The following is a 21,984-nucleotide window of genomic DNA, read 5'->3' as shown; positions in this document are numbered from 1 at the left end:
GTTGGCCGCCTATTTTTTACGCCGATTGCTGTTAATTATTCCCACGCTGTGGGCGATCATCACGCTGAACTTCTTTATCGTGCAGATCGCGCCCGGCGGGCCGGTGGATCAGGCGCTGGCTAACATTCAGTTCGGCCAGACCACCGGCCTGCCCGGCGGCGGCGGCGAGAGCGGCGCGCGCGCCTCTCTTAACCGCGCCAGCCCAGGGGACAGCCAGTATCGCGGCGCGCGTGGCCTCGACCCGGAGGTGATCGCCGAGATCAAAAAGCGCTACGGCTTCGATAAGCCGATGTGGCAGCGCTACGTAGAGATGCTGTGGAACTATCTGCGTTTCGATTTCGGCGACAGCCTGTTCCGCAGCGCGTCGGTGCTGCAGCTGATCAAAGAGAGCCTGCCGGTCTCTGTTAGCCTCGGCCTGTGGAGCACGCTGATTATCTATCTGGTGTCGATTCCGCTCGGCATTAAAAAAGCGGTGCGCAACGGCAGCGCCTTCGACGTCTGGAGCAGCACCTTCGTGATTATCGGCTATTCGATACCCGCTTTTCTGTTCGGCATCATGCTGATCGTGCTGTTCGCCGGCGGCAGCTACCTCGACTGGTTTCCCCTGCGCGGCCTCACCTCGCCGCAGTTTGATTCTCTTTCCTGGTTCGGCAAGATCGGTGATTACCTGTGGCATATCAGCCTGCCGGTGCTGGCGACGGTAATCGGCGGCTTCGCCACCCTGACCATGCTGACCAAAAACAGCTTTCTCGACGAGATCCGCAAGCAGTATGTAGTGACGGCGCGCGCCAAAGGGGTCAGCGAGCGGCGCATCCTCTATCACCACGTGTTTCGCAACGCCATGCTGCTGGTGATCGCCAGCTTCCCCGCCACCTTTATCAGCATGTTTTTCACCAGTTCGGTGCTGATCGAGGTGATGTTCTCGCTCAACGGCCTGGGGCTGCTGGGCTATGACGCCACCATTCAGCGCGACTATCCGGTGATGTTCGGCACGCTCTATATCTTCACCCTGATCGGCCTGCTGATGAATATTCTCAGCGATCTGACCTATACGCTGGTCGATCCCCGCATCGATTTCGAGGGCCGCTGATGCGCTTGTCTCCCGTTAATCAGCAGCGCTGGCTGCGCTTTCGCCACAACCGCCGCGGCTACTGGTCGCTGTGGATATTTCTGGTTATCTTCGCGCTTTCGCTCGCCGCCGATCTGCTGGCGAATGAGAAGCCGCTGCTGGTGCGCTATCAGCAGCACTGGTATGTGCCGCTGCTGGTCAGCTACAGCGAGAGCGACTTCGGCGGCGCGCTGCCCACCGCCGCCGACTATCAGGATCCCTGGCTGCAGCAACAGCTACAGAACAACGGCTGGGCGCTGTGGGCGCCGATCCGCTTTAGCGACAGCACCATTAATTTCGCCACCGCCGTGCCCTTCCCGTCGCCGCCGTCGGCGCAGAACTGGCTCGGCACCGACGCCAGCGGCGGCGACGTGCTGGCGCGCCTGCTCTACGGCACGCGTATTTCGCTGCTGTTCGGCATCATGCTGACCCTGCTTTCCAGCGTCATCGGCATTGTCGTCGGCGCGGTTCAGGGCTATTTCGGCGGCCGCGTCGATCTTATTGGTCAGCGCGTCATCGAGGTCTGGTCCGGCATGCCAGCGCTGTTTTTACTGATCCTGCTCTCCAGCGTGATTCAGCCCAACTTCTGGTGGCTGCTGCTGGTCACGGTGATTTTTGGCTGGATGGGGCTGGTGAGCGTGGTGCGCGCCGAGTTTCTGCGCACGCGCAATTTCGACTATATCCGCGCCGCCCAGGCGCTGGGGGTCAGCGACGGGCGCATTATGCTGCGGCATATGCTGCCCAATGCGATGGTCGCTACCCTGACCTTTCTGCCGTTTATCCTGTGCGGCTCTATCGCTACCCTGACCTCGCTCGATTTTCTCGGCTTTGGTCTGCCGGTCGGCTCGCCGTCGCTCGGTGAGCTGCTGCTGCAGGGCAAAAACAATTTGCAGGCGCCGTGGCTGGGTCTGGCGGGATTCTTTACGCTGGCGATCCTGCTGTCGCTGCTGATCTTTATCGGCGAGGCGGTGCGCGACGCCTTCGATCCGGCCAGAGGAGTGTGACCATGTCGCTGCTTGCTATTGAAGACCTTTCCGTCGCCTTTGCGCGCGGCGGCGCAACGCGCAACGTGGTTGACGGGGTCTCTCTGCGCGTCGACGCCGGTGAAACCCTGGCGCTGGTGGGCGAGTCGGGATCCGGTAAAAGCGTCACCGCGCTGGCGGTGATGCAGCTGCTGCCTACGCCGCCGGCGCGCTATACGGGCGGCCAGATCCTGTTTAACGGCGAGGATCTGCTGCGCGTCGGCGAACGCAGGCTGCGCGGCCTGCGCGGCAACCAGATAGCGATGATCTTTCAGGAGCCGATGGTCTCCCTTAATCCGCTGCACACTATTGAGAAGCAGCTTTACGAGGTGCTCTCTCTGCATCGCGGCATGCGGCGCGAAGCGGCACGCGGCGAGATCCTCAGCGCGCTCGATCGGGTCGGCATCCGCCGCGCCGCCGCGCGACTGAACGATTTCCCCCATCAGCTCTCCGGCGGCGAGCGCCAGCGCGTGATGATCGCCATGGCGCTGCTGACCGAGCCTGCGCTGCTGATCGCCGATGAGCCGACCACCGCCCTTGACGTCACCGTGCAGGCGCAGATCCTGCGGCTGCTGCGCGACCTGCAGCGCGAACACAATATGGGCATGCTGTTTATCACCCACGATTTAGGCATCGTGCGGCAGCTGGCGGACAGCGTCAGCGTGATGCGTCAGGGCAAAATCGTTGAGCGCAACGCCTGCCGCGCGCTGTTCAGCCAGCCGCAGCATCCCTATACGCAGCAGCTGCTGGCGGCGGAGCCGGAGGGCCGTGCGGTGCCGCTGCGCGCCGATGCGCCCACGCTGTTAGAGGTGCGCAACCTGCGCGTCGGCTTCCCGGTGCGGCGCGGCTTTCTCAAACGACAGGTGGCGGAAAAAGTTGCCGTTCACAACCTCAGCTTCTCGCTGCGGCGCGGTGAAAGCCTCGGGCTGGTGGGCGAATCGGGCTCCGGCAAAAGCACCACCGGCCTGGCGCTGCTGCGGCTGCTTGCCGCGCAGGGAGAGATCTGGTTCGACGGCCAGCCGCTGCACCAGCTGACGCGCAAGGCGCTGCTGCCGCTGCGCCGCCGCATTCAGGTGGTGTTTCAGGATCCCAACTCTTCGCTGAATCCGCGTATGACGGTGCTGCAGATTATCGCCGAGGGGCTGGCGGTGCATCGGCCCGATCTCGACGCGCAGCAGCAGGAGGCGCGCGTGATCGCCACCATGGAGGAAGTGGGGTTAGAGGCAGAGAGCCGCCATCGCTATGCGGCGGAATTTTCCGGCGGGCAGCGGCAGCGTATCGCCATTGCCCGCGCGCTGGTGCTGGAGCCGCAGCTGATGGTGCTGGATGAGCCGACCTCGTCGCTGGACCGCTCGGTGCAGCAGCAAATCCTGCTGCTGCTGAAGGGGCTTCAGCAGCAGCATCAGCTCTCCTATCTGTTTATCAGCCACGATTTACAGGTGGTGCGCGCCTTGTGCCATCAGCTAGTGGTGCTGCGCGAGGGCGAAGTGGTGGAGCAAGGCGACTGCGAGACGGTGTTCAGCGCGCCAGCCGCCGCCTATACGCGCGAGCTGCTGGCGTCGGCGCAGCTCAGTGGCCGGTAAAGGTTTCCGCGATCGCCACGCCCTGATTTTTCAGGCAGCAGCTGGTGGCGCTCTCGTCGCTGCGCAGAATAAAGAGACAGGGCGAGCCTTCGCACTCCGCCACTTTGCACTCGACCTGAATTGACGCCAGCGCATCCTGCAGCTGATGCATAATTTCCCAGCCGGGATGTCCGTCATGGCTGATCAGGCGCAGCGCGATCAGATCCTGCTCATCAGCGACGCCCTCTTCCGCCAGGATGGCGCTGTGTAGCTCGCTGGCCCAGCGATAGCGCTGCGGCAGGCGATGCACAATGGATAGTTGCAGCATAATTAATGTTATCCCCAGAGCGATTAACGTCAGTTACGACAGACGACCCTTACTGTTGCTGCTCAACGGCAGAAACAAACGTCAAGGCCTGCTCTTCTGTTTCCCCACATACAACCCGTGGAAAGATTGTTATTTGCGATTCAGCTCGCATTTTGGCCTATTAGTACCGCGTTCATCGCCAGTTAACAATCAGTTTAGACGCAATCTCGTTACTTTCTTAATCATTAATATTCACAACTAAGAAACATATGAGGCTGGGTACAGTGGAACGAAGCGGAAAAGGGATTTTTGCAGCGGCGCCGACGCAGGGTGACATAGTCCGATCGCAAAGTCGCTCAAGGCATCCATGCGCGCTCGGCCCGCGCAAATACGCACCTCATCCCTGAGGTGCGCCCGTTACCGGGCCAACGCTGCGCGTTGTTCAAAAGCACTCCCGGCGCTTTTGTCCATGGCGCGGTACGCTTTGCTCTTCGGACCATGCCACCCTGCTTTTCTGGCTTTGTCAGCTGCCTTAAAGAACGACCGGGTTAGCCTTTGATCGCGCGGGGACGCGAGGCGTAGATAAAGAAAAGGATGGAACAGGTGGCGCAGGCCGCAATGGTGCCGACCATCGGCCAGGCGCTGTTGAAGCTGGCGGTCGACAGCAGCGCGCCCACCAGCGCGCCCACGCCAAAACGCAGCGTGCCCGCCAGCGACGAGGCGGTGCCTGCCATATGGGGAAACTCATCGAGGATCACCGCCATGGCGTTGGAGGAGACCATCGAGACGCAGCCGATAAACATCGCGATGCCGAGCACCAGCGGAATAAACCCCATATGCAGCGCGCTCACCGCCAGCAGCCAGACGCCCATCGCGAACTGGATCACCAGCCCCGCGCGGAACATCGCCAGCGGACCAAAGCGACGCACGGCGCGGCTGTTAATCAGCGTCATCACAAACAGAAACACCACGTTCAGCGCAAAGTAGTAGCCGAAGTTCTGCGGCGAAACGTGATTGACCTCGATATAGACGAACGGGCCGGCGTTGAGAAAGGTAAACAGCCCGGCAAAGGAGAAGCCGCTCGCCAGCATATAGCTGAAGGCGCGCTTGTGGCGAAACAGCGTGACGAAGTTGCCCAGCATGGTGCGCAGGTGAAAACGCTGGCGCTGCTCTGGCCTGAGCGTCTCGCGGATCTGGGTCATCACCATCACCGTGGTGATCAGCGCAGCGATCGACAGCGTCCAGAAAATGGCGTGCCAGTCCCACGCCAGCAGCAGCCAGCCGCCGATAATCGGCGCCAGCAGCGGCGCGATGGTGGTGATCAGCATGACGAACGACATCATGCGCGAGAAATCCTCTTTCGAGTAGCTGTCGCGCATCAGCGCGTTAATCACCACGCTGGCCGCCGCGGCGGAGAGGCCGTGCAGAAAACGCATCAGGATCAGTTGATCGATAGACTGCGACAGCGCGCAGGCCGCCGCCGCACAGGCGAAAATCAGCGTGCCGAGCACAATCACCGGCTTACGGCCGTAGCTGTCCGCCAGCGGGCCATACACCAGCTGGCCGATGGCGAATCCCAGGATATAGAGGTTGAGCGTCATCTGCACGCTGCCCGCCGCCACGCCGAATTCGCGGGCGATCTGCGGCATCGCGGGCAGATACATATCAATGGAGAGCGGCATCAGCATCGCCAGCAACCCCAGAATCACCACCAGTCCTGCAGCTGAATTTTTGTCCTTGCGCACGGCCGCTCCGCTATTTCTGCTTTAACTCGTCGGGCAGGCCGACGCTGTTAATTTCATCTTCCGTCAGCGGACGATACTCGCCCGGCTCCAGATCCTCATCCAGCACGATGCCGCCGATACGCTCGCGATGTAGCGCGATCACGCGGTTGCCGACGGCGGCGAACATGCGCTTCACCTGGTGATAGCGCCCTTCGCTGAGGGTCAGCAGCACCTCGGTCGGGGTAATCTCCTCCATTTGCGCCGGCTGCGTCAGCGATTTTTCGCCGTGCAGCTGAATGCCGTCGGCGAACTGCTGCGCCACATCGGCGGCCACGGGATGCTCCAGCGTGACGCGATAGGTTTTCTCGCAGTGATGACGCGGCGAGGTAATCCGGTGCGACCACTGGCCGTCGTCGGTCAGCAGCACCAGGCCGGTGGTGTCGATATCGAGACGGCCTGCGGCGTGCAGCTTCCACGCGGTCGGCTCTTCGATAAAGTAGAGGATGGTCGGGTGATCGGGATCGTCGGTGGAGCAGACATAGCCCTGCGGCTTGTTCAGCATAAAGTAGCGCGGCCCTACCTGCAGCTGCAGCGGGTTGCCGTCATACTCTACCTCATGCTCGGGCAGAATTTTGAAGGCGGTGTCGCGCACCACTTCGCCATTAACGGTGACTTTTTGCCCCCGGATTTCACGGCCGGCGATAGCCCGGCTGACTTCCAGTTGCTGAGAGATGAATTTGTCGAGTCGCATGAATTCGCTTTGCCTGTTACTGCGGAGGGAAACTGAAACGGGGTTTTACCCGTTGAAAAAGTGCGGGAAGTATAGCCCGAACCGAGGCTGCCGCACAGAGCCGTTCCTGCGTTTCATCCATTTTCATGGCATAATCTCGCCCGGTTTCGCAAAAGTGATCGAGCATGGCTTTTACTCTACGTCCCTATCAGCAAGACGCGGTCAACGCGACCCTCAACCATTTTCGTCGTCACGCCGAACCGGCGGTGATCGTGCTGCCGACCGGCGCCGGTAAAAGTCTGGTGATCGCCGAGCTGGCGCGACTGGCGCGCGGACGCGTGCTGGTGCTGGCGCACGTCAAAGAGCTGGTGGAGCAGAACCACAGCAAATATCAGGCCTACGGTCTGGAGGCGGATATCTTCGCCGCCGGCCTGCAGCGCAAAGAGAGTCAGCGCAAGGTGGTGTTCGGCAGCGTGCAGTCGGTGGCGCGCAATCTGGCGCAGTTCGACAACGCCTTTTCGCTGGTGATCGTCGATGAGTGCCATCGCATCAGCGATGACGACAACAGCCAGTATCAGCAGATTTTCAGCCATCTGCGCCAGCACAATCCGCAGCTGCGTCTGCTGGGCCTGACGGCGACGCCGTTCCGCCTCGGCAAAGGCTGGATCTATCACTTTCACTACCACGGCATGGTGCGCGGCGACGAAAAGGCGCTGTTCCGCGACTGTATCTACGAGCTGCCGCTGCGCTATATGATCAAGCACGGCTTTTTGGTAGAGCCGGAGCGGCTCGATATGCCGGTGGTGCAGTATGACTTCAGCCGGTTGACGGCACAGGCTAATGGCCTGTTCAGCGAGGCGGATCTTAACCGCGAGCTGAAGCAGCAGCAGCGCGTAACGCCGCATATCATCAGCCAGATCGTCGAGTTCGCCGAAGATCGACGCGGCGTAATGGTATTTGCCTCGACGGTGGAGCACGCACGCGAGATCCTGTCGCTGCTGCCCGCCAACAGCGCGCTAATTTCGGCAGAGACGCCGGCAAAAGAGCGCGACGCCACCATCGCCGCGTTCAAGGCGCAGCAGCTGAAGTTTCTGGTCAACGTCGCGGTGCTGACCACCGGCTTCGATGCGCCGCACGTCGATCTGATCGCCATTTTGCGCCCCACCGAGTCGGTCAGCCTTTATCAGCAGATCGTCGGGCGCGGCCTGCGCCTGTCGCCGGGCAAAAGCAGCTGCCTGATCCTCGACTATGCCGGCAACCCGCACGATCTCTTTACGCCGGAAGTGGGCGCGCCGAAAGGCGCCAGCGACAATGAGCCGGTGCAGGTCTTCTGTCCCGCCTGCGGCTTCGCCAACACCTTCTGGGGCAAAACCACCGCGGACGGCATGATTATCGAGCACTTCGGCCGTCGCTGTCAGGGGGTGCTGGAAGATGACGAAGGCCATCGCGAGCAGTGCGATTTTCGCTTCCGCTTTAAGAGCTGCCCCGACTGCGGCGCGGAAAACGATATCGCGGCGCGGCGCTGCCATCAGTGCGACAAGATACTGGTCGATCCTGACGATATGCTAAAGGCGGCGCTGAAGCTGAAGGACGCGCTGGTGCTGCGCTGCGGCGGCATGACGCTGACTCACGGCCGCGACGACAAAGGCGAATGGCTGAAGGCGAGCTATTTCGACGAGGACGGCACCAGCGTCGACGAGCGCTTCCGCCTGCGCACGCCGGCGCAGCGCAAGGCGTTCGAGCAGCTGTTTATGCGGCCGCATCAGCGCGCGCCTGGCGTGCCGCTCGGCTGGCAAACCGCCGCCGACGTGGTGGCGTTGCAGCCGCTGCTGCGCCATCCCGATTTCGTGGTGGCGCGCGCCAAAGGGCAGTTCTGGCAGGTGCGCGAGAAGCTGTTTGACTATCAGGGCCGCTTCCGCCGCGCCAACGAGCTGCGCTAAACGGCGGAATCATTTGCCCGTCTCGTCCATTACCGCTATACTGCCGCCCGCTTTTGCATTCGCATTAGCCTTTGAACAACCCTCCTGCTGCTGGGTCGCCTGTAGCAGGAATTATTAAAGAGACATTACGATGTTCACTATCAACGCAGAAGTACGTAAAGAGCAGGGTAAGGGTGCGAGCCGCCGCCTGCGCACAGCGAACAAATTCCCGGCCATCATCTATGGTGGTAATGAAGCCGCTGTTTCTATCGAACTGGATCACGACAACGTGATGAACCTGCAGGCGAAGCCTGGCTTCTACACCGACGTTCTGACCATTGTTGCTGATGGAAAAGAAACCAAAGTTAAAGTGCAGGCTGTTCAGCGTCACCCGTTCAAGCCAAAACTGCACCACATCGACTTCGTGCGCGCGTAATCGCCTGCGAATCGAGATAAAAAACGCCGCATATGCGGCGTTTTTTTTTGCCCGGCGGAAGGCTACTTGCCGCTGGTGCGGCGCTGCAGCTGATCGCGCAGGTTCGGCGGCGTGCCTTTGATGGTCAGGGTGTCGGTGGCCGGATCCCAGAAGATGCGCTCGCCCAGCAGCATGGCGTCAAAGCTCAGCGTCAGACCGCCGCCGCTGCCGGCGAATTTGGTCAGCTGGCGCAGCGTGCTGCGATCCGCCGGAAAGTGCTCTTCCAGCTCATAGCCCTGCTCCTGGGTAAAGGCCTGAAACGATTTCTCGCCCAGCGGCGGCAGCTCCTTCGACAGATCCTCCAGCGCAATCTCCTCGCCCGCCTGCAGCTGCTCGTTGCAGTAGCTGTAGACCTGCTGGCGATAGTTCTGCCGCTCGCTCTTGTCGAGTTCTGACTCCGCGCAGTAGTCGTCCACCGCCTGCAGCAGGCCGCGGTTCTGCGCTTTGGCGTCGAGGCCGACGCTGGCGCCGAGGAAATCCATAAAGAAATCGGCGACCTTGCGCCCTACTCGCCCGCGCAGAAAGGTCAGGTAGCGGGTTGAATCGGGCGTCAGCTCCCATTCGGTCAGATCGATGCGCGCCACGATATCCGCATGGTTGATGTCGAGATAGTGGGTGCTGCTGATATCAAGCTGCTCGTTGACGCGCATGCTGCTCTGGCTGTTGAGCACCGCCACCAGCAGATACTCCACCGCCAGATAGCGGTAGTGAACAAACAGCACCACGCCGCCTTCGGCGAAGGGATATTTCGCCAGCTCGTCGCGCAGCCGGCCGGTGGCCGCGCGGCTGAACGCCAGGAAGTCATCGTTGCCCTTCCGGCAGTTGCGCAGCGCCTCCGCCAGTTCGCTCTCTTCGTTGAACAGACCGTAGGCTTTATTTTTGGCGCTGTAGACGCGGTGCAGCTCTTCTACCATCGCTTCCACGGTGGCGTTGGCGGACAGCAGCGTATCGCGCAGCACCAGCTCAAGCTGGTTCTCGTCGCGTTTGATTAGCTGGTGCAGGGCAATCTGGTCGATATCCAGACTCATGATAGACTCTCCTTTTGGTTCAGGCGCGTATTCAAACACCGCCCGCATCGGCTTTCAACTCCATGCTATAGCCGATCGATGCGCTTTCGATAAAATTGCGGTAAAAACCCTGTTGTTACGGTACTATATCGCCTTTTGAAACGAGATTAGTCGACGATATGCCACAATCATCCCGCTACAGCGACGAACGCGTGGAAAAACTCCTCGCGCAACTGGCCCAGGTGCTGCAGAAAGACAACGCACCGACCGACCTTTCCCTGATGGTGCTGGGAAATATGGTGACCAACGTCATCAACAGCGACGTCGCGCCGGCGCAGCGCCGCTCGCTGGCCCGCTCCTTCGCGGAAGCCCTGCAGGCCTCCGTGCGCGACGACAACGCCCATTAATTAGCTGATTTGACCGCATAATATGGTAACCAACCGGCAGCGCTACCGCGAAAAAGTCTCCCAGATGATCAGCTGGGGGCACTGGTTTGCTCTGTTTAATATTCTCTTCGCGTTGATTTTAGGCAGCCGCTATCTGTTGGTCGCCGACTGGCCTGCGTCGCTCGCCGGGCGCGTTTACGCCTTCAGCAGCTGGATTGGCCACTTCAGCTTTATTGTTTTCGCCGTCTATCTGCTGGCGATTTTCCCGCTCACCTTTGTGGTGATGTCGCAGCGGCTGCTGCGCGTGCTGTCGGCGATTATCGCCACCGTCGGCCTGACGCTGATTATGGTGGACAGCGCGGTGTTCAACCGCTTCCATCTCCACCTCAATCCGGTGGTGTGGGAGCTGGTGGTCAACCCCGACCAGAGCGAGATGGCGCGCGACTGGCAGCTGATGTTTATCAGCGTGCCGCTGATTTTCCTGGTGGAGATGCTGTTCGCCACCTGGAGCTGGCAGAAGCTGCGCAGTCTGAACCGGCGCTCGTTCGGCAAGCCGCTGGCGGCGCTGTTTATCTGCGCCTTCTTCGCCAGCCATCTGCTCTATATCTGGGCCGACGCCAACTTCTATCGCCCGATCACCATGCAGCGCGCTAATCTGCCGCTCTCCTATCCGATGACCGCGCGCCGCTTCCTGGAGCGCCACGGTCTGCTGGACGCGCAGGCCTATCAGCAGCGCCTGATCCAGCAGGGCGATCCTGAGGCGGTGTCGGTGCAGTATCCGCTTAGCGACATTAGCTTCCGCGACGGCGGCACGCGCAATAATCTGCTGGTGATCACCGTAAAAGGGCTGAACGGCGGCGATATGGCAAAAAGCCTGCCGCAGCTTAATCAGTTCGCCCGCGATAACCTGCGCTTTACCCAGCACTACAGCGCGGGCGACATCCCGGAAAAAGGGCTTTTCGGCCTGTTCTACGGCATTTCCGCCAGCTATATGGACGGCGTGCTGGCGGCGCGCATGCCGTCGGCGCTGCTGGGCGCTTTAAGCGCGCAGGGCTATCAGTTCGGGCTGTTCTCGTCGGAGGGCTTTAACCAGCCGCTCTATCGCCAGGCGCTGCTGACCGATTACACCCTGCCCGCCACCGACAGCCAGCCTAACGCCAGCACGGTCGCCCAGTGGCAGAGCTGGCTGAACGGCCAGAAAGGCGACGGCAATCCGTGGTTCTCCTGGCTGGCGCTGGACGGCGCGGATCTCAGCGGCACAACGGCGAAAACGCGTCAGCGCAGCTATCTGCGCCAGGCGGCGGCGATCGACGAGCAGATCCACAACGCGCTCGCCACGCTGGAACAGCGCGATCTGCTGAAAAACACCGTGGTGGTGATCACCGCGCAGCAGGGCCTTGCGCTGGACGGCAACCTCGGCAGCGTGGGCAACCGCGCCAACCTGCAGGTACCGCTGGTGATCCACTGGCCAGATACGCCGGCGCAGACCATCGACCGCCTGACCGACCATCAGGATGTGATGGCGACGCTGATGCAGCGTCTGCTGCACGTGCGCACCAGCCCGGTGAACTATTCGCAGGGGGAAGATCTGTTCGCCGCGCAGCGTCGGCACGACTGGGTCGCCAGCAGCGAGGATAACCGTCTGGTGGTGACCACGCCGCAGGTAACGCTGGTGCTCAACAATAACGGCAGCTATCGCGCCTATGACGCGCAGGGCAACGCCCTGAAGGATCATAAGCCGCAGCTGGCGCTGTTGCTGCAGGTGCTGACGGAAGAGAAGCGTTTTATCGCTAACTGATTATTTATGAGGCAGTTAGACGGCTGCTGCTTGCATTCCGCCAGAGAAACAGTAGACTAAGCCCCACTGTTCGGCACGTAGCGCAGCCTGGTAGCGCACTGTCATGGGGTGTCAGGGGTCGGAGGTTCAAATCCTCTCGTGCCGACCAAAATTCCCAACTAAAGCAGCCTGTTAAGGCTGCTTTTTTTATGCCTGCCGTTAGCCTTTTCGCGCGTTGTCCTCAGATGCCCACTTCTTCATCTCACTGCTGGCTCCCCGGCGTACGAAAACATGGTCTATACTCACCACTGTGTGGGGAACGAAGAGGAGAGTTTATGCATTACATTGAAAAAGACGATCCAAACAACGCGCCCGAGTCAGGCGATAAACGTCCTGAACCGGATCAGAAGCAGTAACCCACAAAGGTCGCCTCGCGCGGCCTTTTTAATGCCTGCCGTGCAGAAAACAAATTAGGATTATCGCCATTTTCCTTTACTATTGCTAATGCCTTCAAACGCTTACTTTGTGCAACTCCCCCCGATCTACCTCACAAAAACTGCAAGCCGCCGCATTCCTTAACCGTACTGAAACAAAAATGTCATAAAAAATCCTTATTCTATAGCCTCTGAATTGCCAACGGATATCATTATGGTTATCAAAGCGAAAAGCCTGCAGGATGCAGAAGAACTGCTGCATTCAGGCGTCAGCAAAGTGGAACTGGCTTATAACATCGGCAGCGACGATTTTTTTCGTCTCGCCTCGCGCTGGTGCGATCGCGGCGCGCGCATTACCAAAGGTCATCACCATTTTGTCGTTTCCGTGAAGGGTTTCGCCATTCCGCCTAACGACTAGGTGATTGCCCTGACCATGGCGGGCTGCTTTAATGCCCTTTTGCGCGCTGCCGTGGGACCCCATGAATCTTCAGAACCGCTCTCTGCCGCCTCCGTCAGGCGGCTTTATTGTTTCCGCGCAGCTGCGCGTCGGCGACTGCGCGCTGGCGCAGGCGCGCTTCGACCTTAGCCGCTATGAAGAACGTTTTGCCGCCGACTGGAACCTGCCCGTTCCGCCCGCGCTGCGGCAGGCGGTAAAAAAGCGCCGCGCCGAGTACCTTGCCAGCCGCTGGCTCGCGCGCGAGGTGATGGGTCGGTTCGGCATCCCCGACTTCTTATTGCAGAACCACTGCGACCGCTCGCCCATCTGGCCCACGGGCATGCGCGCCTCGCTGTCGCACACCGACGGCGCGGTGGCGCTGGCCGTCACGCAGCAGCCGCGCTGCATCGGCGTCGACATCGAAAGCGTGATGAGTCTGCGCACCGCCGAAGAGACCGCCTCGGTGCTGATGAGCGCTGAAGAGGAGGCGCGGCTGTGCGCGCTGCCGCTGCCTTTTTCATCGGCTGCTACCCTGCTCTTTTCTCTTAAAGAGAGCCTGTATAAAGCACTGTGGCCGCAGCTGCATCAGCCAATGGACTTCCTTCAGGCCAGCCTGCTGGAGGCGGATCTCGCCGCGGGTAAAGCCGTGCTCGCGCTAAACCACAGCTTTAGCGCAGAATTTACCGCTGGTACGCGACTGGAGGCGGAATTTCAGCTGGAGGCGGATCGGGTGCTGACGCTGCTGACCCATCCTGTAGCGGGCAATAAAAAACCGGCTTAGCAAAGGGGCTAAGCCGGTACAAACACAAGACGACAGAAAATATTCCAGGGAGGCAAAAACCGCTGTTTTTGCTGAGGTCAGCTTAACGCCCGCAGCGGACGCTGCGCCACTAACCCTTTCCGCTAAGCTTTTTCATCCTGTTGATAAGCCACGTCGGTGCGCTGCACCGCGTCGAGGGTCGCCATGTCGCGCTCGCGGCCGGTCAGCTCGCTGAGTTTGCCTTCGCGCATCTCCAGCAGACGGTCGGCGTGGATAAAGTAGTGATCGTCGTGGCTGATGGCGAAGACGGTTTTACCGGAGGCCTGCAGCCAGGGCAGCAGTTCACGGTAGAAGATGCGGCGGAAATGCGGATCCTGATCCGCCGCCCACTCGTCCAGCAGCAGCACGTCGCGCTCCTCCGCCGCCGCCAGCAGCAGCGCAACCCGCTTACTCTGCCCTTTTGACAGCTGCAGATTGAGGATTTTATTGCCCTCGATTTTCAGCTTGTCCTGCATTTTCAGCCGCTCAAGCCAGGCCTGCACCAGCTTAGGATTGGCCGGCACGCCTTCCCGTCCAATCAGCCGATCGAACAGATGCACGTCGGTAAACACCGCCGAGAAGTGTTTGCGCCAGCAGTCAAGCTCGTCCGCGCCGACAGGCTTGCCGTCCAGCAGCAGCGTGCCGCCGTGCGGCTGATAGAGCCCCGTCAGCAGCATCGCCAGCGTCGACTTGCCGCTGCCGTTGCCGCCAATAAGAAACACCAGCTCGCCGCGCCGCAGCGTCAGGTTGATCGGGCCGACCTCAAAGCCGTTTTGCCCATAGTGGAACCGGACGTCGCGCAGCTCCAGCGTGCGCCACTCCGCCAGCGGCGGCAGCGTATGGAAGCCCTCCTGATAAGGCGCGAGGTCGAAGGCGTTAAGCTTGCGGAACGCCACCTGGGCGCTAAGCAGCGTCGGCAGCGCGCCCACCGCCGACAGCAGCGGCGTGCGCAGGAACAGCAGCGTCAGCGAGAAGGTGGCCGCCACCGCGGTGTTGGCCCAGCCCAGGCTGTTGGCCATAAAAAACACCATGCCGATGGCGCCGAGCGTCATGATATTCGACCAGTTCACCGCGCTGAGGTGATAGGTGTCGGCGCGCACGATATGGTGGCGATAGGCGTTCGCGTCCTCCTGATAAACGGTTTCGTAGATCAGCTGGGCGCGCTCGCGGTTCAGGTGCAGCTCTTTGCGCCCTTCCGTCACCGTCTGGAAATCACGGTAGAGATCGTCTTCCACCTCGCGCAGTTTCGCCATATGGCGGTAGACCCGCGACACCAGCAGCCAGCCGCCCACCAGCGTCACCGCCATCCACAGGCTGGAGACCAGCAGCATTTTAGGCGAGAGCCAGGCGAGATAGAGCGCGGATCCCAGTGTGATAATAACGCCCTGAATCAGCTCCGGCAGGCGCACAAAGGCGATGGTGATGGCGCGGATGTCGCTGGTCAGACCCGCCAGCAGCTGCGCGTTGCCGATCTGCTCCAGCCGTTCGACGCGCGTATCCAGTATGCGTTTGATAAATTCGCCGCGCAGCCGCCAGACAAAGCGGTGTCCCAGCAGCGTCAGCGCCAGCTGGGCGGCGAGCGTGACCGCCATCAGCAGCACCAGCTGCAGCAAAAAGCCGGGCAGCACGGAGAAAGAACTATTGATGGCCGAGATCATTTCGCTGTTGATATAGGCGATCATCGCGATGCCGAGCACGGCGCTAAGCAGCGTCAGCAGAATGACGCCAATAAAAGGCCAGCGAAACTGGTGAAAAACAACGTTGAGCAACGCCATACAGAGGTCCAGCAGTCAGGAAAGCAGCCAGCAGTTTAAAGCGATGCGGAATGATAGCAATAGTTATTCGCAACCGCGCCTAGAAGGCGCGGCGGAAGGTCAGATTGTAGCGAAAAGCGCCGGTCAGCGGATGATCGCCAGGCTTGAGCGGCAAAATGCCGTGATAGCGCAGGCGCGAGGGCCCGCCCCAGACCACCACGTCGCCGTGCTCCAGCAGCACGCGCTGCGTGGCGTCGCCGCGCGCGAAGCCGCCGAACTGAAACACCGCAGGCAGGCCCAGCGACACCGACACGATCGGCTGACGCAGATCTTTCTCATCTTTGTCCTGATGCAGCGACAGCTTCGCCCCTGGTTCATAGCGGTTGATCAAACAGGCGTCGGGATTGAACTGCGGAAAACCCGCCTCGCGCGCGCAGTCGAGCGCCAGCTGACGCAACAGCGGCGGCATCGGCGGCCATTTGCGGCCGTTCTCCGCATCCTGTTCGCTGTACTGATAGCCGCGCGCATCGCTCGACCAGCCGAAGTCGCCGCAGTTGGTCATCGCCACCGACATACGATGGCCGCCGGGCGTGACGCGGTGATAAAACGGGTTCTGCTGCGCCACCGCCAGAATCGCCGCCATCAGCGCCGGGGCATCATCGCGCGCGCGGCGGCGCAGGATCGCCGCACCGTCGGCCAGCGGCTCCTGCCAGGGTGCTTCATCGCTAAACAGGTCCAGCATGGTTGCTCCTTACTTCGCGTTGTCGTCAATCAGAAAAGCGGAAAACTGCGGCGACATCCAGCTGACGAATTTATCGCCCTCTTTGCTGATCAGGTAAACCGCCAGATGCTGCTGCAGCGCCAGCGCTTTCGCCTTTTCGCTGCCCAGCACCATCAGGCCGGTGTCCCAGCCGTCCGCCTCCAGCGCCGTGGTGGCAATCACCGTGGCGGAGACCAGCTTATGCTCGATGGGACGCCCGGTCGCCGGATCGATCACGTGCGAAATGCGTTTGCCATCCAGTTCATAATAGTTGCGATAGCTGCCCGAGGTGCTAATGCCGTGCCCCTGCAGATCGACGCGCGCCTGTACGGCGTTCTCGCTATCGGTGGGCTTCTGGATCGCCACGCGCCACGGCTGGCCCTGCGCGTTGCGGCCGCGGCTCAGCACCGCGCCGCCCACCGACACCAGATAGTTATTGATCCCTTCGCGCTCCATCAGACGCGCCAGATGATCGGTGGCGTAGCCTTCACCCATAGTAGAGAGATCCACATAGAGACCGGGCAGATCTTTCTGCAGCCACTGCCCTTCTACCGTTTCGATCACCCGCAGGTGCGCCAGGCCGGTTTGCGCCTTTGCGGCGGCGATCTCCGCATCTGTCGGGGTATGCGCGGGCGGTTTCGCCGGGCCGAAGCCCCACAGATTGACCAGCGGCCCCACGGTGATATCCATCGCGCCGTGGGTTGCTGCGCCGATGCGCAGCGCCTCGGTGACAATATCCGCCATGTCGGCGCTGACCGGCTGCGGCGCGCTGCCCTGATAGCGGTTAAAGCGCGACAGCACGGAGTCAGGTTTCCAGGTAGAGAGCGTCTGGTCATCCTGATCGAGCTGCTGCTGGATCGCCTGCTGCAGCGACGGCTGGCGCGCGGCGTCGACGCCCGCCAGCGTGACGCGCCACACCGTGCCCATGGTTTTTCCTTCCAGCACCGTCGCCTGTGGCGGCTTATCGCAGGCGCTGAGCGCGCCAACCGCCAGGGTCATTAGCAGAATATTCCAGTATCGCATTCTTCTCTCATCTGTAACGCTGTGTTCCAGCGCGAAACAAAGCATAAATCGTTGGTAAAATAATCAAAAGCGGGTTGTCAACCCGCGCGGCCTGGCGCAGCATCTGGCCTGTTCCGGCCGATAACAGGAGGCATCTATGATCTATCTGACTCTCGTCCTTGCAGGCGGCGTTTTTATTTTCAGCGTGGTTAAAGCGCTGCAGCAGCGGCGGCAAAAGCGGCTTAACTACGGCGCTGCGCGCCAGCGCTGAGCAGGCCTGCACCAAAATGCTGCGGCAGTGTAGCAAAATCAGCGACGCATCCGTGGCTGTGAGAGCCATTGAGCTGGCATGAAAGCTGCACGGTTTAACCCGGGTTTATTTCCGGGAGGTGCAGCATGCGTAAATCATCGTCAGAATTGAATCAGTGGCAGCAGTGGCTGAGTTTTTCCGCCTTTACCCTGGCGGGCACGGGATTTGAAGGCAGCGCGCCGCCGCAGCTCAAAACGCCACGGGCAACCAGGCGGAAGCGCGCGCTTTCTGCCTGATTAGAGCCCCAGTTGGCTCAGGCCGGGATGGTCGTCCGGCCGTCTGCCGAGCGGCCAGTGGAACAGACGTTCGCTGGCCTCAATCGGCAAATCGTTGATGCAGGCGAAACGCTCTACCATCAGGCCATCCGCGCCGAAGCGCCAGTTCTCGTTGCCGTAGCTGCGGAACACATTTCCGCTGTCGTCATGCCACTCATAGGCAAAGCGCACCGCCAGCCGATCCTCATGCCATGCCCACAGCTCTTTGATCAGGCGATAATCCAGCTCTTTCGCCCATTTACGGCTGAGGAACGCCACCACCGCGTCACGCCCCTGCACCTCTTCGCTGCGGTTGCGCCAGCGCGTATCCAGACTGTAAACCTGCGCAACCCGCAGCGGATCGCGGCTGTTCCAGGCGTCTTCCGCCATACGTACTTTCTCTGTGGCACTCTGTTGGTTAAACGGAGGAAGCAGCATTGTTATCTCCTGTAAGCGTTGTCGGCACGTAGACAGAATTGTCTACTTGCATTACTCTGCTGCATGTAGACAATCCTGTCTACTCAAATTTACCAGGATTGATTATGCTTGCTCCGCTCCCGTTCGATCCCGATGCCGCCGCTCGCGACCGCCTGCTCGTCACAGCGCAGCGGCTGTTCTATCAGCAGGGCATTCGCGCCACCGGCATCGATCGGGTGATCGCCGAGGCGGGTGTCACCAAGGTCACCTTTTACCGCCATTTTCCCAGCAAAAATCAGCTTATCTTAGCGGTGCTGGCGCAGCGGCATCGGCGCTGGATGGCCGGCTTTCAGCAGGCGCTGAATAGCACGCCTGCGCTGCGCGACGCGCTGCCCGCCGCGCTGAAAAGCTGGTTCGACGAAGCGGACTTTCGCGGCTGCGCCTTTATCAACGCCAGCGCCGAGCTGGGCGAGAGCCTGCCTGAAGTGACCGAGCTGGTCCATCAGCATAAGCGGGAGATGGCAGAGACGATCGCGCTGAAGCTGGCAGAAAGCGAACGGTGGAAAAGCGGACAGATTATGCTGCTGGCGGAAGGTGCCATCGTGCGGGCGCAGCTGGGGGAAAAATCAGAGAGGGTCGCGGCGGATATCACGGCCGCGCTGGCGGCGATCCTGCCAGCGGGAGCGTAGCCCGCAGGCTACGCTCCTGGGCGGTTTAGAACTGATAAACCAGACCCAGCGCCACGGTGTCATCGGTATTGATGCCAGCCGCGTCGGTGAAGTCGTTGTCGTCCATCAGGTTGATCTGGTAATCAACGTAGGTCGACATGTTTTTGTTGAAGTAGTAGGTCGCGCCGACATCAACATATTTTTTCAGGTTCTGTTTGCCCCAGTTCTGAATGTCGGTGCCGCGTGAGGTCACGAACGCCAGAGACGGACGCAGGCCGAAGTCGAACTGATACTGCGCCACCAGCTCCCAGTTGTCCGCTTTATCTGCGAAGCCGTAAATGTCATCGCTGGAGGAGCCGAAGCGCGTCGCATTAAAGGAACGGCTGTACATCGCCGCCAGGTAGATGTTGTTGGCGTCATACTTCAGGCCGCCGGTGTAGACTTCCGCCTTGTCGCCGCGACCCAGAATAGCCGGATCGCCGCCGTTCTGGTTATTGGTGCGATCCGATGAGAACATCGCCGCGCCGATACCGAAACCAGAGCCGAGATCGTAGGTGGTGCTCAGACCCCAGCCGTCGCCGTTCTCGCCCAGCACGTCACGGCCAGAGGTTTCGCGGCTCGGGTTGTCGTTTTTACCCTGATACTGCACGGCGAAGTTCCAGCCATCCACCAGACCGAAGAAGTTGGAGTTGCGATAGGTCGCCAGGCCGTTGCTGCGCTGGAACATAAAGTTGTCCGCGCCGTAGGTGTCGCCGCCGAACTCCGGCAGGACGTCGGTCCATGCGCCGATGTCGTACGCTACGCCGTAGTTACGGCCGTAGTCGAAGGAGCCGGCGTCGCCGAATTTGATACCGGCGAAGCCAACGCGGGTGTGGCTGTTAGCGGTGCCTTCGCTTTCCGCCGTGTTCAGCGCTGCCTGATACTCCCACTGGCCGTAACCGGTCAGCTGCTCGGAAATCTGGGTTTCGCCTTTAAAACCGAAGCGCAGGTAAGACTGATCGCCGTCATTACCGTCGTTATCTGAGAAATAGTGCAGACCATCTACTTTGCCAAACAGGTCTAATTTGTTGCCGTCTTTGTTGTAAATTTCCGCTGCGCTTGCAGAACCTGCTGCAACCAGCAGCGCAGGGATCATCAGGGAGAGAACGCGACGTTTCATTTTATTGCCCTCTGTTATGTGCCTTATTTTTTTGCCACTGCATGCTGAATGTTTAAAATTCAGCCGGCACGCCATTGTGTTTTTATAAAGGGCAATAAGCTATCACGAAAATGCTACGAAATTTCCAAAACTGTTGCATAATGCGAAATAGTTATTTCCGAATGTAAATATTGCGGAATGAATAACCAGCACGTATCGGTAAAAATTATCGCACAAAATATCAAACGAAATTTTACATCATTACTTTCAGCACGTTACATGAGTCCCTGTCTGAGCACTGAATGATAAAACATATTCACCATCTGGGAATACAATAGATCCCGCTATCATCATTTATTTCATTATTACCTTCATTCACCCCGAATGAGATGTTTACCCTAATTATTCCTGCCGGACCTGTATGTCCGGCTTTTTTTTGTCTGTAATTTACCCTCGCCTGCCTGCTGTCGGTCATGTTAATTATCCGGGTTAAAATAACGCCGCTTATTTTTGCCATTAATCGCTAATAATCGCACGTCAGGTTAATTTAGCGGATGAATATTTCCCCACTTAATTTATAACCGTAATAAAGCGCCTCTTCGGCGGCTTATTTCCGTTCGCTGCCACACGGTGCGTCGCTAAAGCGCCCGCCTGCTTTTTTGACGCTGCCTGTTTGCCAGGAAAGTTCTGGAAAAGCAAAGCGGTCCGGCAAAAGTCGTTAAAATGCGCATTTTATTGTCAACTTACGCCGGGCTGACGCCGATCGAGCGCGCATGCGGCTGCGGCTTTGATGCTACACTTCGTCGCTTTGACACTCATGAATAACACTATGACCGCACTGGACGCCGCATCACCCGGAAAACTTCACAGTCGTGTTGCGCTGGGAACACGCACGGTTTTTCTTATCGCCGGCCTTGGCATGTCTTCCTGGGCGCCGCTGGTGCCGTTCGCCAGCCAGCGTCTGCAGCTAAGCGGCGCGTCACTCGGCGCCCTGCTGCTCTGCCTGGGCATGGGATCGCTGGCGGCGATGCCGCTGACCGGATCGCTGGTGGGGCGCTTCGGCTGCCGCCGCGTGATGCTCCTCTCCACGCTGATCGTGCTGGCGACCCTGCCGCTGCTGGCGACGCTGGAGGTGATGTGGATGATGGCAGCGACGCTGATTGTGTTTGGCGCCGGGCTGGGCATGCTGGACGTGGCGATGAACGTGCAGGCGGTCGAGGTGGAGAAAGCGGCGCGCAGGCCGATGATGTCCGGCTTTCACGGCTTCTTTAGCCTCGGCGGCATTCTCGGCGCCGGCGCAATCAGTCTGTTGCTGAGCGTCGGCCTTTCGCCGCTGCTCTCGGTGGCGCTGGTGCTGCTGCTGATGCTGCTGTTGCTGGTCGCCAGCCTGCCAACGCTGATGAGCACGCGTCTGCATCAGCCCGATCAGCCGTGGCTGGTGGTGCCGCGCGGCTTCGTCGCCTTTCTCGGCCTGCTCTGCTTTATTCTGTTTCTTGCCGAAGGCGCGGTGCTCGACTGGGGCGCGCTGCTGCTGCTGCAACGTCCCGGCATGTCGACCGCCCACGCCGGGCTGGGCTACGCCGTCTTCTCCGTGGCGATGACACTCGGCCGCCTGACCGGCGACAGCATCATCCAGCGCTTCGGCCGTTTTCCCGTGATGCTGGCGGGCGCGCTGACGGCGTCGGCCGGGCTGGCGATGGCGGTTTTTCTTCCCTCGCCGCAGGCGGCGCTGCTCGCATTTCTGCTGGTGGGCTTTGGCCTGGCCAATACCGTGCCAATGCTGTTCAATGCCGTCGGGAATCAACAGGATATGCCGGCAAATCTGGGGATTTCCGCCATGACAACGCTGGGATATGCGGGTATTCTCTCAGGTCCGGCTTTAATCGGATTTATTTCTCAATGGCTGAGCCTCAGCGGTGCCTTTCTGCTCATCGCGCTGCTGCTGTTGGCTGTGGCCGCCAGTGCCCGACTGGTTGCGCGATGATTTCAGGTGCC

The 21,984-nt window shown here is 60.2% G+C and carries 21 protein-coding genes and 1 tRNA gene; 12 read left to right on the top strand and 10 right to left on the bottom strand.

What is annotated here, in order from left to right; all coding sequences use genetic code 11:
• The first annotated feature begins 1 nt into the window (after window position 1).
• The 3 genes from B2J69_RS14845 to yejF are packed head-to-tail and all read left to right on the top strand — an operon-like array spanning window position 2 to window position 3,713.
• Window positions 2-1,090: a microcin C ABC transporter permease YejB gene (locus B2J69_RS14845; protein ID WP_081140427.1), complete on the top strand. Its 1,089-nt coding sequence runs from the start codon at window positions 2-4 to the stop codon at window positions 1,088-1,090.
• Window positions 1,090-2,112, top strand: a complete 1,023-nt coding sequence (locus tag B2J69_RS14840) for an ABC transporter permease (protein WP_081140426.1) — start codon at window positions 1,090-1,092, stop codon at window positions 2,110-2,112. Before B2J69_RS14845 ends, B2J69_RS14840 begins: the two co-directional genes overlap by 1 nt.
• Complete coding sequence (gene yejF, locus B2J69_RS14835) at window positions 2,109-3,713, top strand: microcin C ABC transporter ATP-binding protein YejF (protein ID WP_174580912.1); 1,605 nt, start codon at window positions 2,109-2,111, stop codon at window positions 3,711-3,713. The genes B2J69_RS14840 and yejF overlap by 4 nt, the downstream gene beginning before the upstream one ends.
• Here the strand turns inward: yejF and B2J69_RS14830 are convergent.
• The 3 genes from B2J69_RS14830 to rsuA all read right to left on the bottom strand — a co-directional run bounded on the left by B2J69_RS14830 (window position 3,700) and on the right by rsuA (window position 6,474).
• On the bottom strand, window positions 3,700-4,020 hold the full coding sequence (locus B2J69_RS14830) for a YejG family protein (protein WP_081140424.1): 321 nt from the start codon (window positions 4,018-4,020) through the stop codon (window positions 3,700-3,702). The genes yejF and B2J69_RS14830 overlap by 14 nt on opposite strands.
• A gap of 527 nt (window positions 4,021-4,547) precedes the next feature.
• Entirely contained in the window at window positions 4,548-5,744 is a 1,197-nt protein-coding gene (locus B2J69_RS14825; RefSeq protein ID WP_081140423.1) for a Bcr/CflA family multidrug efflux MFS transporter, read from the bottom strand.
• A 10-nt stretch (window positions 5,745-5,754) separates the two neighbouring features.
• Entirely contained in the window at window positions 5,755-6,474 is a 720-nt protein-coding gene (rsuA, locus tag B2J69_RS14820) for a 16S rRNA pseudouridine(516) synthase RsuA (protein WP_081140422.1), read from the bottom strand.
• A gap of 164 nt (window positions 6,475-6,638) precedes the next feature.
• Here rsuA and B2J69_RS14815 point away from each other — a divergent pair, with 164 nt between their 5' ends.
• Window positions 6,639-8,393: a DEAD/DEAH box helicase gene (locus tag B2J69_RS14815; protein ID WP_081140421.1), complete on the top strand. Its 1,755-nt coding sequence runs from the start codon at window positions 6,639-6,641 to the stop codon at window positions 8,391-8,393.
• A gap of 130 nt (window positions 8,394-8,523) precedes the next feature.
• A complete protein-coding gene (gene rplY, locus B2J69_RS14810; protein ID WP_081140420.1) occupies window positions 8,524-8,808 on the top strand; it encodes a 50S ribosomal protein L25 in 285 nt (94 codons plus the stop codon).
• A gap of 62 nt (window positions 8,809-8,870) precedes the next feature.
• On the opposite strand, the gene yejK is transcribed toward rplY, so the two are convergent.
• A complete protein-coding gene (yejK, locus tag B2J69_RS14805) occupies window positions 8,871-9,875 on the bottom strand; it encodes a nucleoid-associated protein YejK (protein ID WP_081140419.1) in 1,005 nt (334 codons plus the stop codon).
• A 158-nt stretch (window positions 9,876-10,033) separates the two neighbouring features.
• Here yejK and B2J69_RS14800 point away from each other — a divergent pair, with 158 nt between their 5' ends.
• From B2J69_RS14800 to B2J69_RS14780, 5 genes are all read left to right on the top strand, one after another.
• Window positions 10,034-10,261, top strand: coding sequence for a YejL family protein (locus B2J69_RS14800; RefSeq protein ID WP_033750387.1), 228 nt, complete (start codon window positions 10,034-10,036; stop codon window positions 10,259-10,261).
• Between the two features lie 22 nt (window positions 10,262-10,283).
• A complete protein-coding gene (gene yejM / locus B2J69_RS14795; protein WP_081140418.1) occupies window positions 10,284-12,038 on the top strand; it encodes an LPS biosynthesis-modulating metalloenzyme YejM in 1,755 nt (584 codons plus the stop codon).
• A 71-nt stretch (window positions 12,039-12,109) separates the two neighbouring features.
• A tRNA-Pro gene (locus tag B2J69_RS14790) sits at window positions 12,110-12,186 on the top strand.
• A 479-nt stretch (window positions 12,187-12,665) separates the two neighbouring features.
• Window positions 12,666-12,869, top strand: coding sequence for a hypothetical protein (locus B2J69_RS14785; RefSeq protein WP_033750392.1), 204 nt, complete (start codon window positions 12,666-12,668; stop codon window positions 12,867-12,869).
• Window positions 12,870-12,930: 61 nt separating this feature from the next.
• On the top strand, window positions 12,931-13,668 hold the full coding sequence (locus B2J69_RS14780) for a 4'-phosphopantetheinyl transferase family protein (RefSeq protein WP_081140417.1): 738 nt from the start codon (window positions 12,931-12,933) through the stop codon (window positions 13,666-13,668).
• 122 nt (window positions 13,669-13,790) lie between these two features.
• On the opposite strand, the gene B2J69_RS14775 is transcribed toward B2J69_RS14780, so the two are convergent.
• The 5 genes from B2J69_RS14775 to B2J69_RS14760 form a co-directional block, all read right to left on the bottom strand.
• The gene (locus B2J69_RS14775) at window positions 13,791-15,461 is read right to left on the bottom strand and encodes a multidrug ABC transporter permease/ATP-binding protein (RefSeq protein WP_081140416.1); all 1,671 of its coding nucleotides are present in this window, start codon (window positions 15,459-15,461) and stop codon (window positions 13,791-13,793) included.
• A gap of 79 nt (window positions 15,462-15,540) precedes the next feature.
• Complete coding sequence (gene alkB / locus B2J69_RS14770) at window positions 15,541-16,182, bottom strand: DNA oxidative demethylase AlkB (RefSeq protein ID WP_081140415.1); 642 nt, start codon at window positions 16,180-16,182, stop codon at window positions 15,541-15,543.
• Window positions 16,183-16,191: 9 nt separating this feature from the next.
• Complete coding sequence (gene apbE / locus B2J69_RS14765; RefSeq protein ID WP_081140414.1) at window positions 16,192-17,223, bottom strand: FAD:protein FMN transferase ApbE; 1,032 nt, start codon at window positions 17,221-17,223, stop codon at window positions 16,192-16,194.
• Between the two features lie 7 nt (window positions 17,224-17,230).
• Window positions 17,231-17,542 carry a hypothetical protein gene (locus B2J69_RS24100; protein ID WP_158083439.1) on the bottom strand — a complete coding sequence of 104 codons (312 nt, stop codon included), beginning with the start codon at window positions 17,540-17,542 and terminating at the stop codon, window positions 17,231-17,233.
• A gap of 206 nt (window positions 17,543-17,748) precedes the next feature.
• On the bottom strand, window positions 17,749-18,204 hold the full coding sequence (locus B2J69_RS14760) for a nuclear transport factor 2 family protein (protein ID WP_201789480.1): 456 nt from the start codon (window positions 18,202-18,204) through the stop codon (window positions 17,749-17,751).
• A gap of 104 nt (window positions 18,205-18,308) precedes the next feature.
• Here B2J69_RS14760 and B2J69_RS14755 point away from each other — a divergent pair, with 104 nt between their 5' ends.
• Window positions 18,309-18,872 carry a TetR/AcrR family transcriptional regulator gene (locus B2J69_RS14755; RefSeq protein ID WP_081140412.1) on the top strand — a complete coding sequence of 188 codons (564 nt, stop codon included), beginning with the start codon at window positions 18,309-18,311 and terminating at the stop codon, window positions 18,870-18,872.
• 25 nt (window positions 18,873-18,897) lie between these two features.
• Here the strand turns inward: B2J69_RS14755 and ompC are convergent, their stop codons facing one another.
• Window positions 18,898-20,010 (bottom strand): porin OmpC, encoded by a 1,113-nt coding sequence (ompC, locus tag B2J69_RS14750; protein WP_081140411.1) that lies wholly within the window; start codon window positions 20,008-20,010, stop codon window positions 18,898-18,900.
• An 808-nt stretch (window positions 20,011-20,818) separates the two neighbouring features.
• Between ompC and B2J69_RS14745 the strand changes: the two genes are divergently transcribed.
• Window positions 20,819-21,973: an MFS transporter gene (locus B2J69_RS14745; protein ID WP_081140410.1), complete on the top strand. Its 1,155-nt coding sequence runs from the start codon at window positions 20,819-20,821 to the stop codon at window positions 21,971-21,973.
• Window positions 21,974-21,984 lie beyond the last annotated feature (11 nt).

Origin of the sequence: Pantoea latae, assembly GCF_002077695.1 — a bacterium.
Classification (GTDB): Bacteria; Pseudomonadota; Gammaproteobacteria; order Enterobacterales; family Enterobacteriaceae; genus Pantoea; species Pantoea latae.
This window is presented reverse-complemented; position numbering and strand designations above follow the sequence as displayed.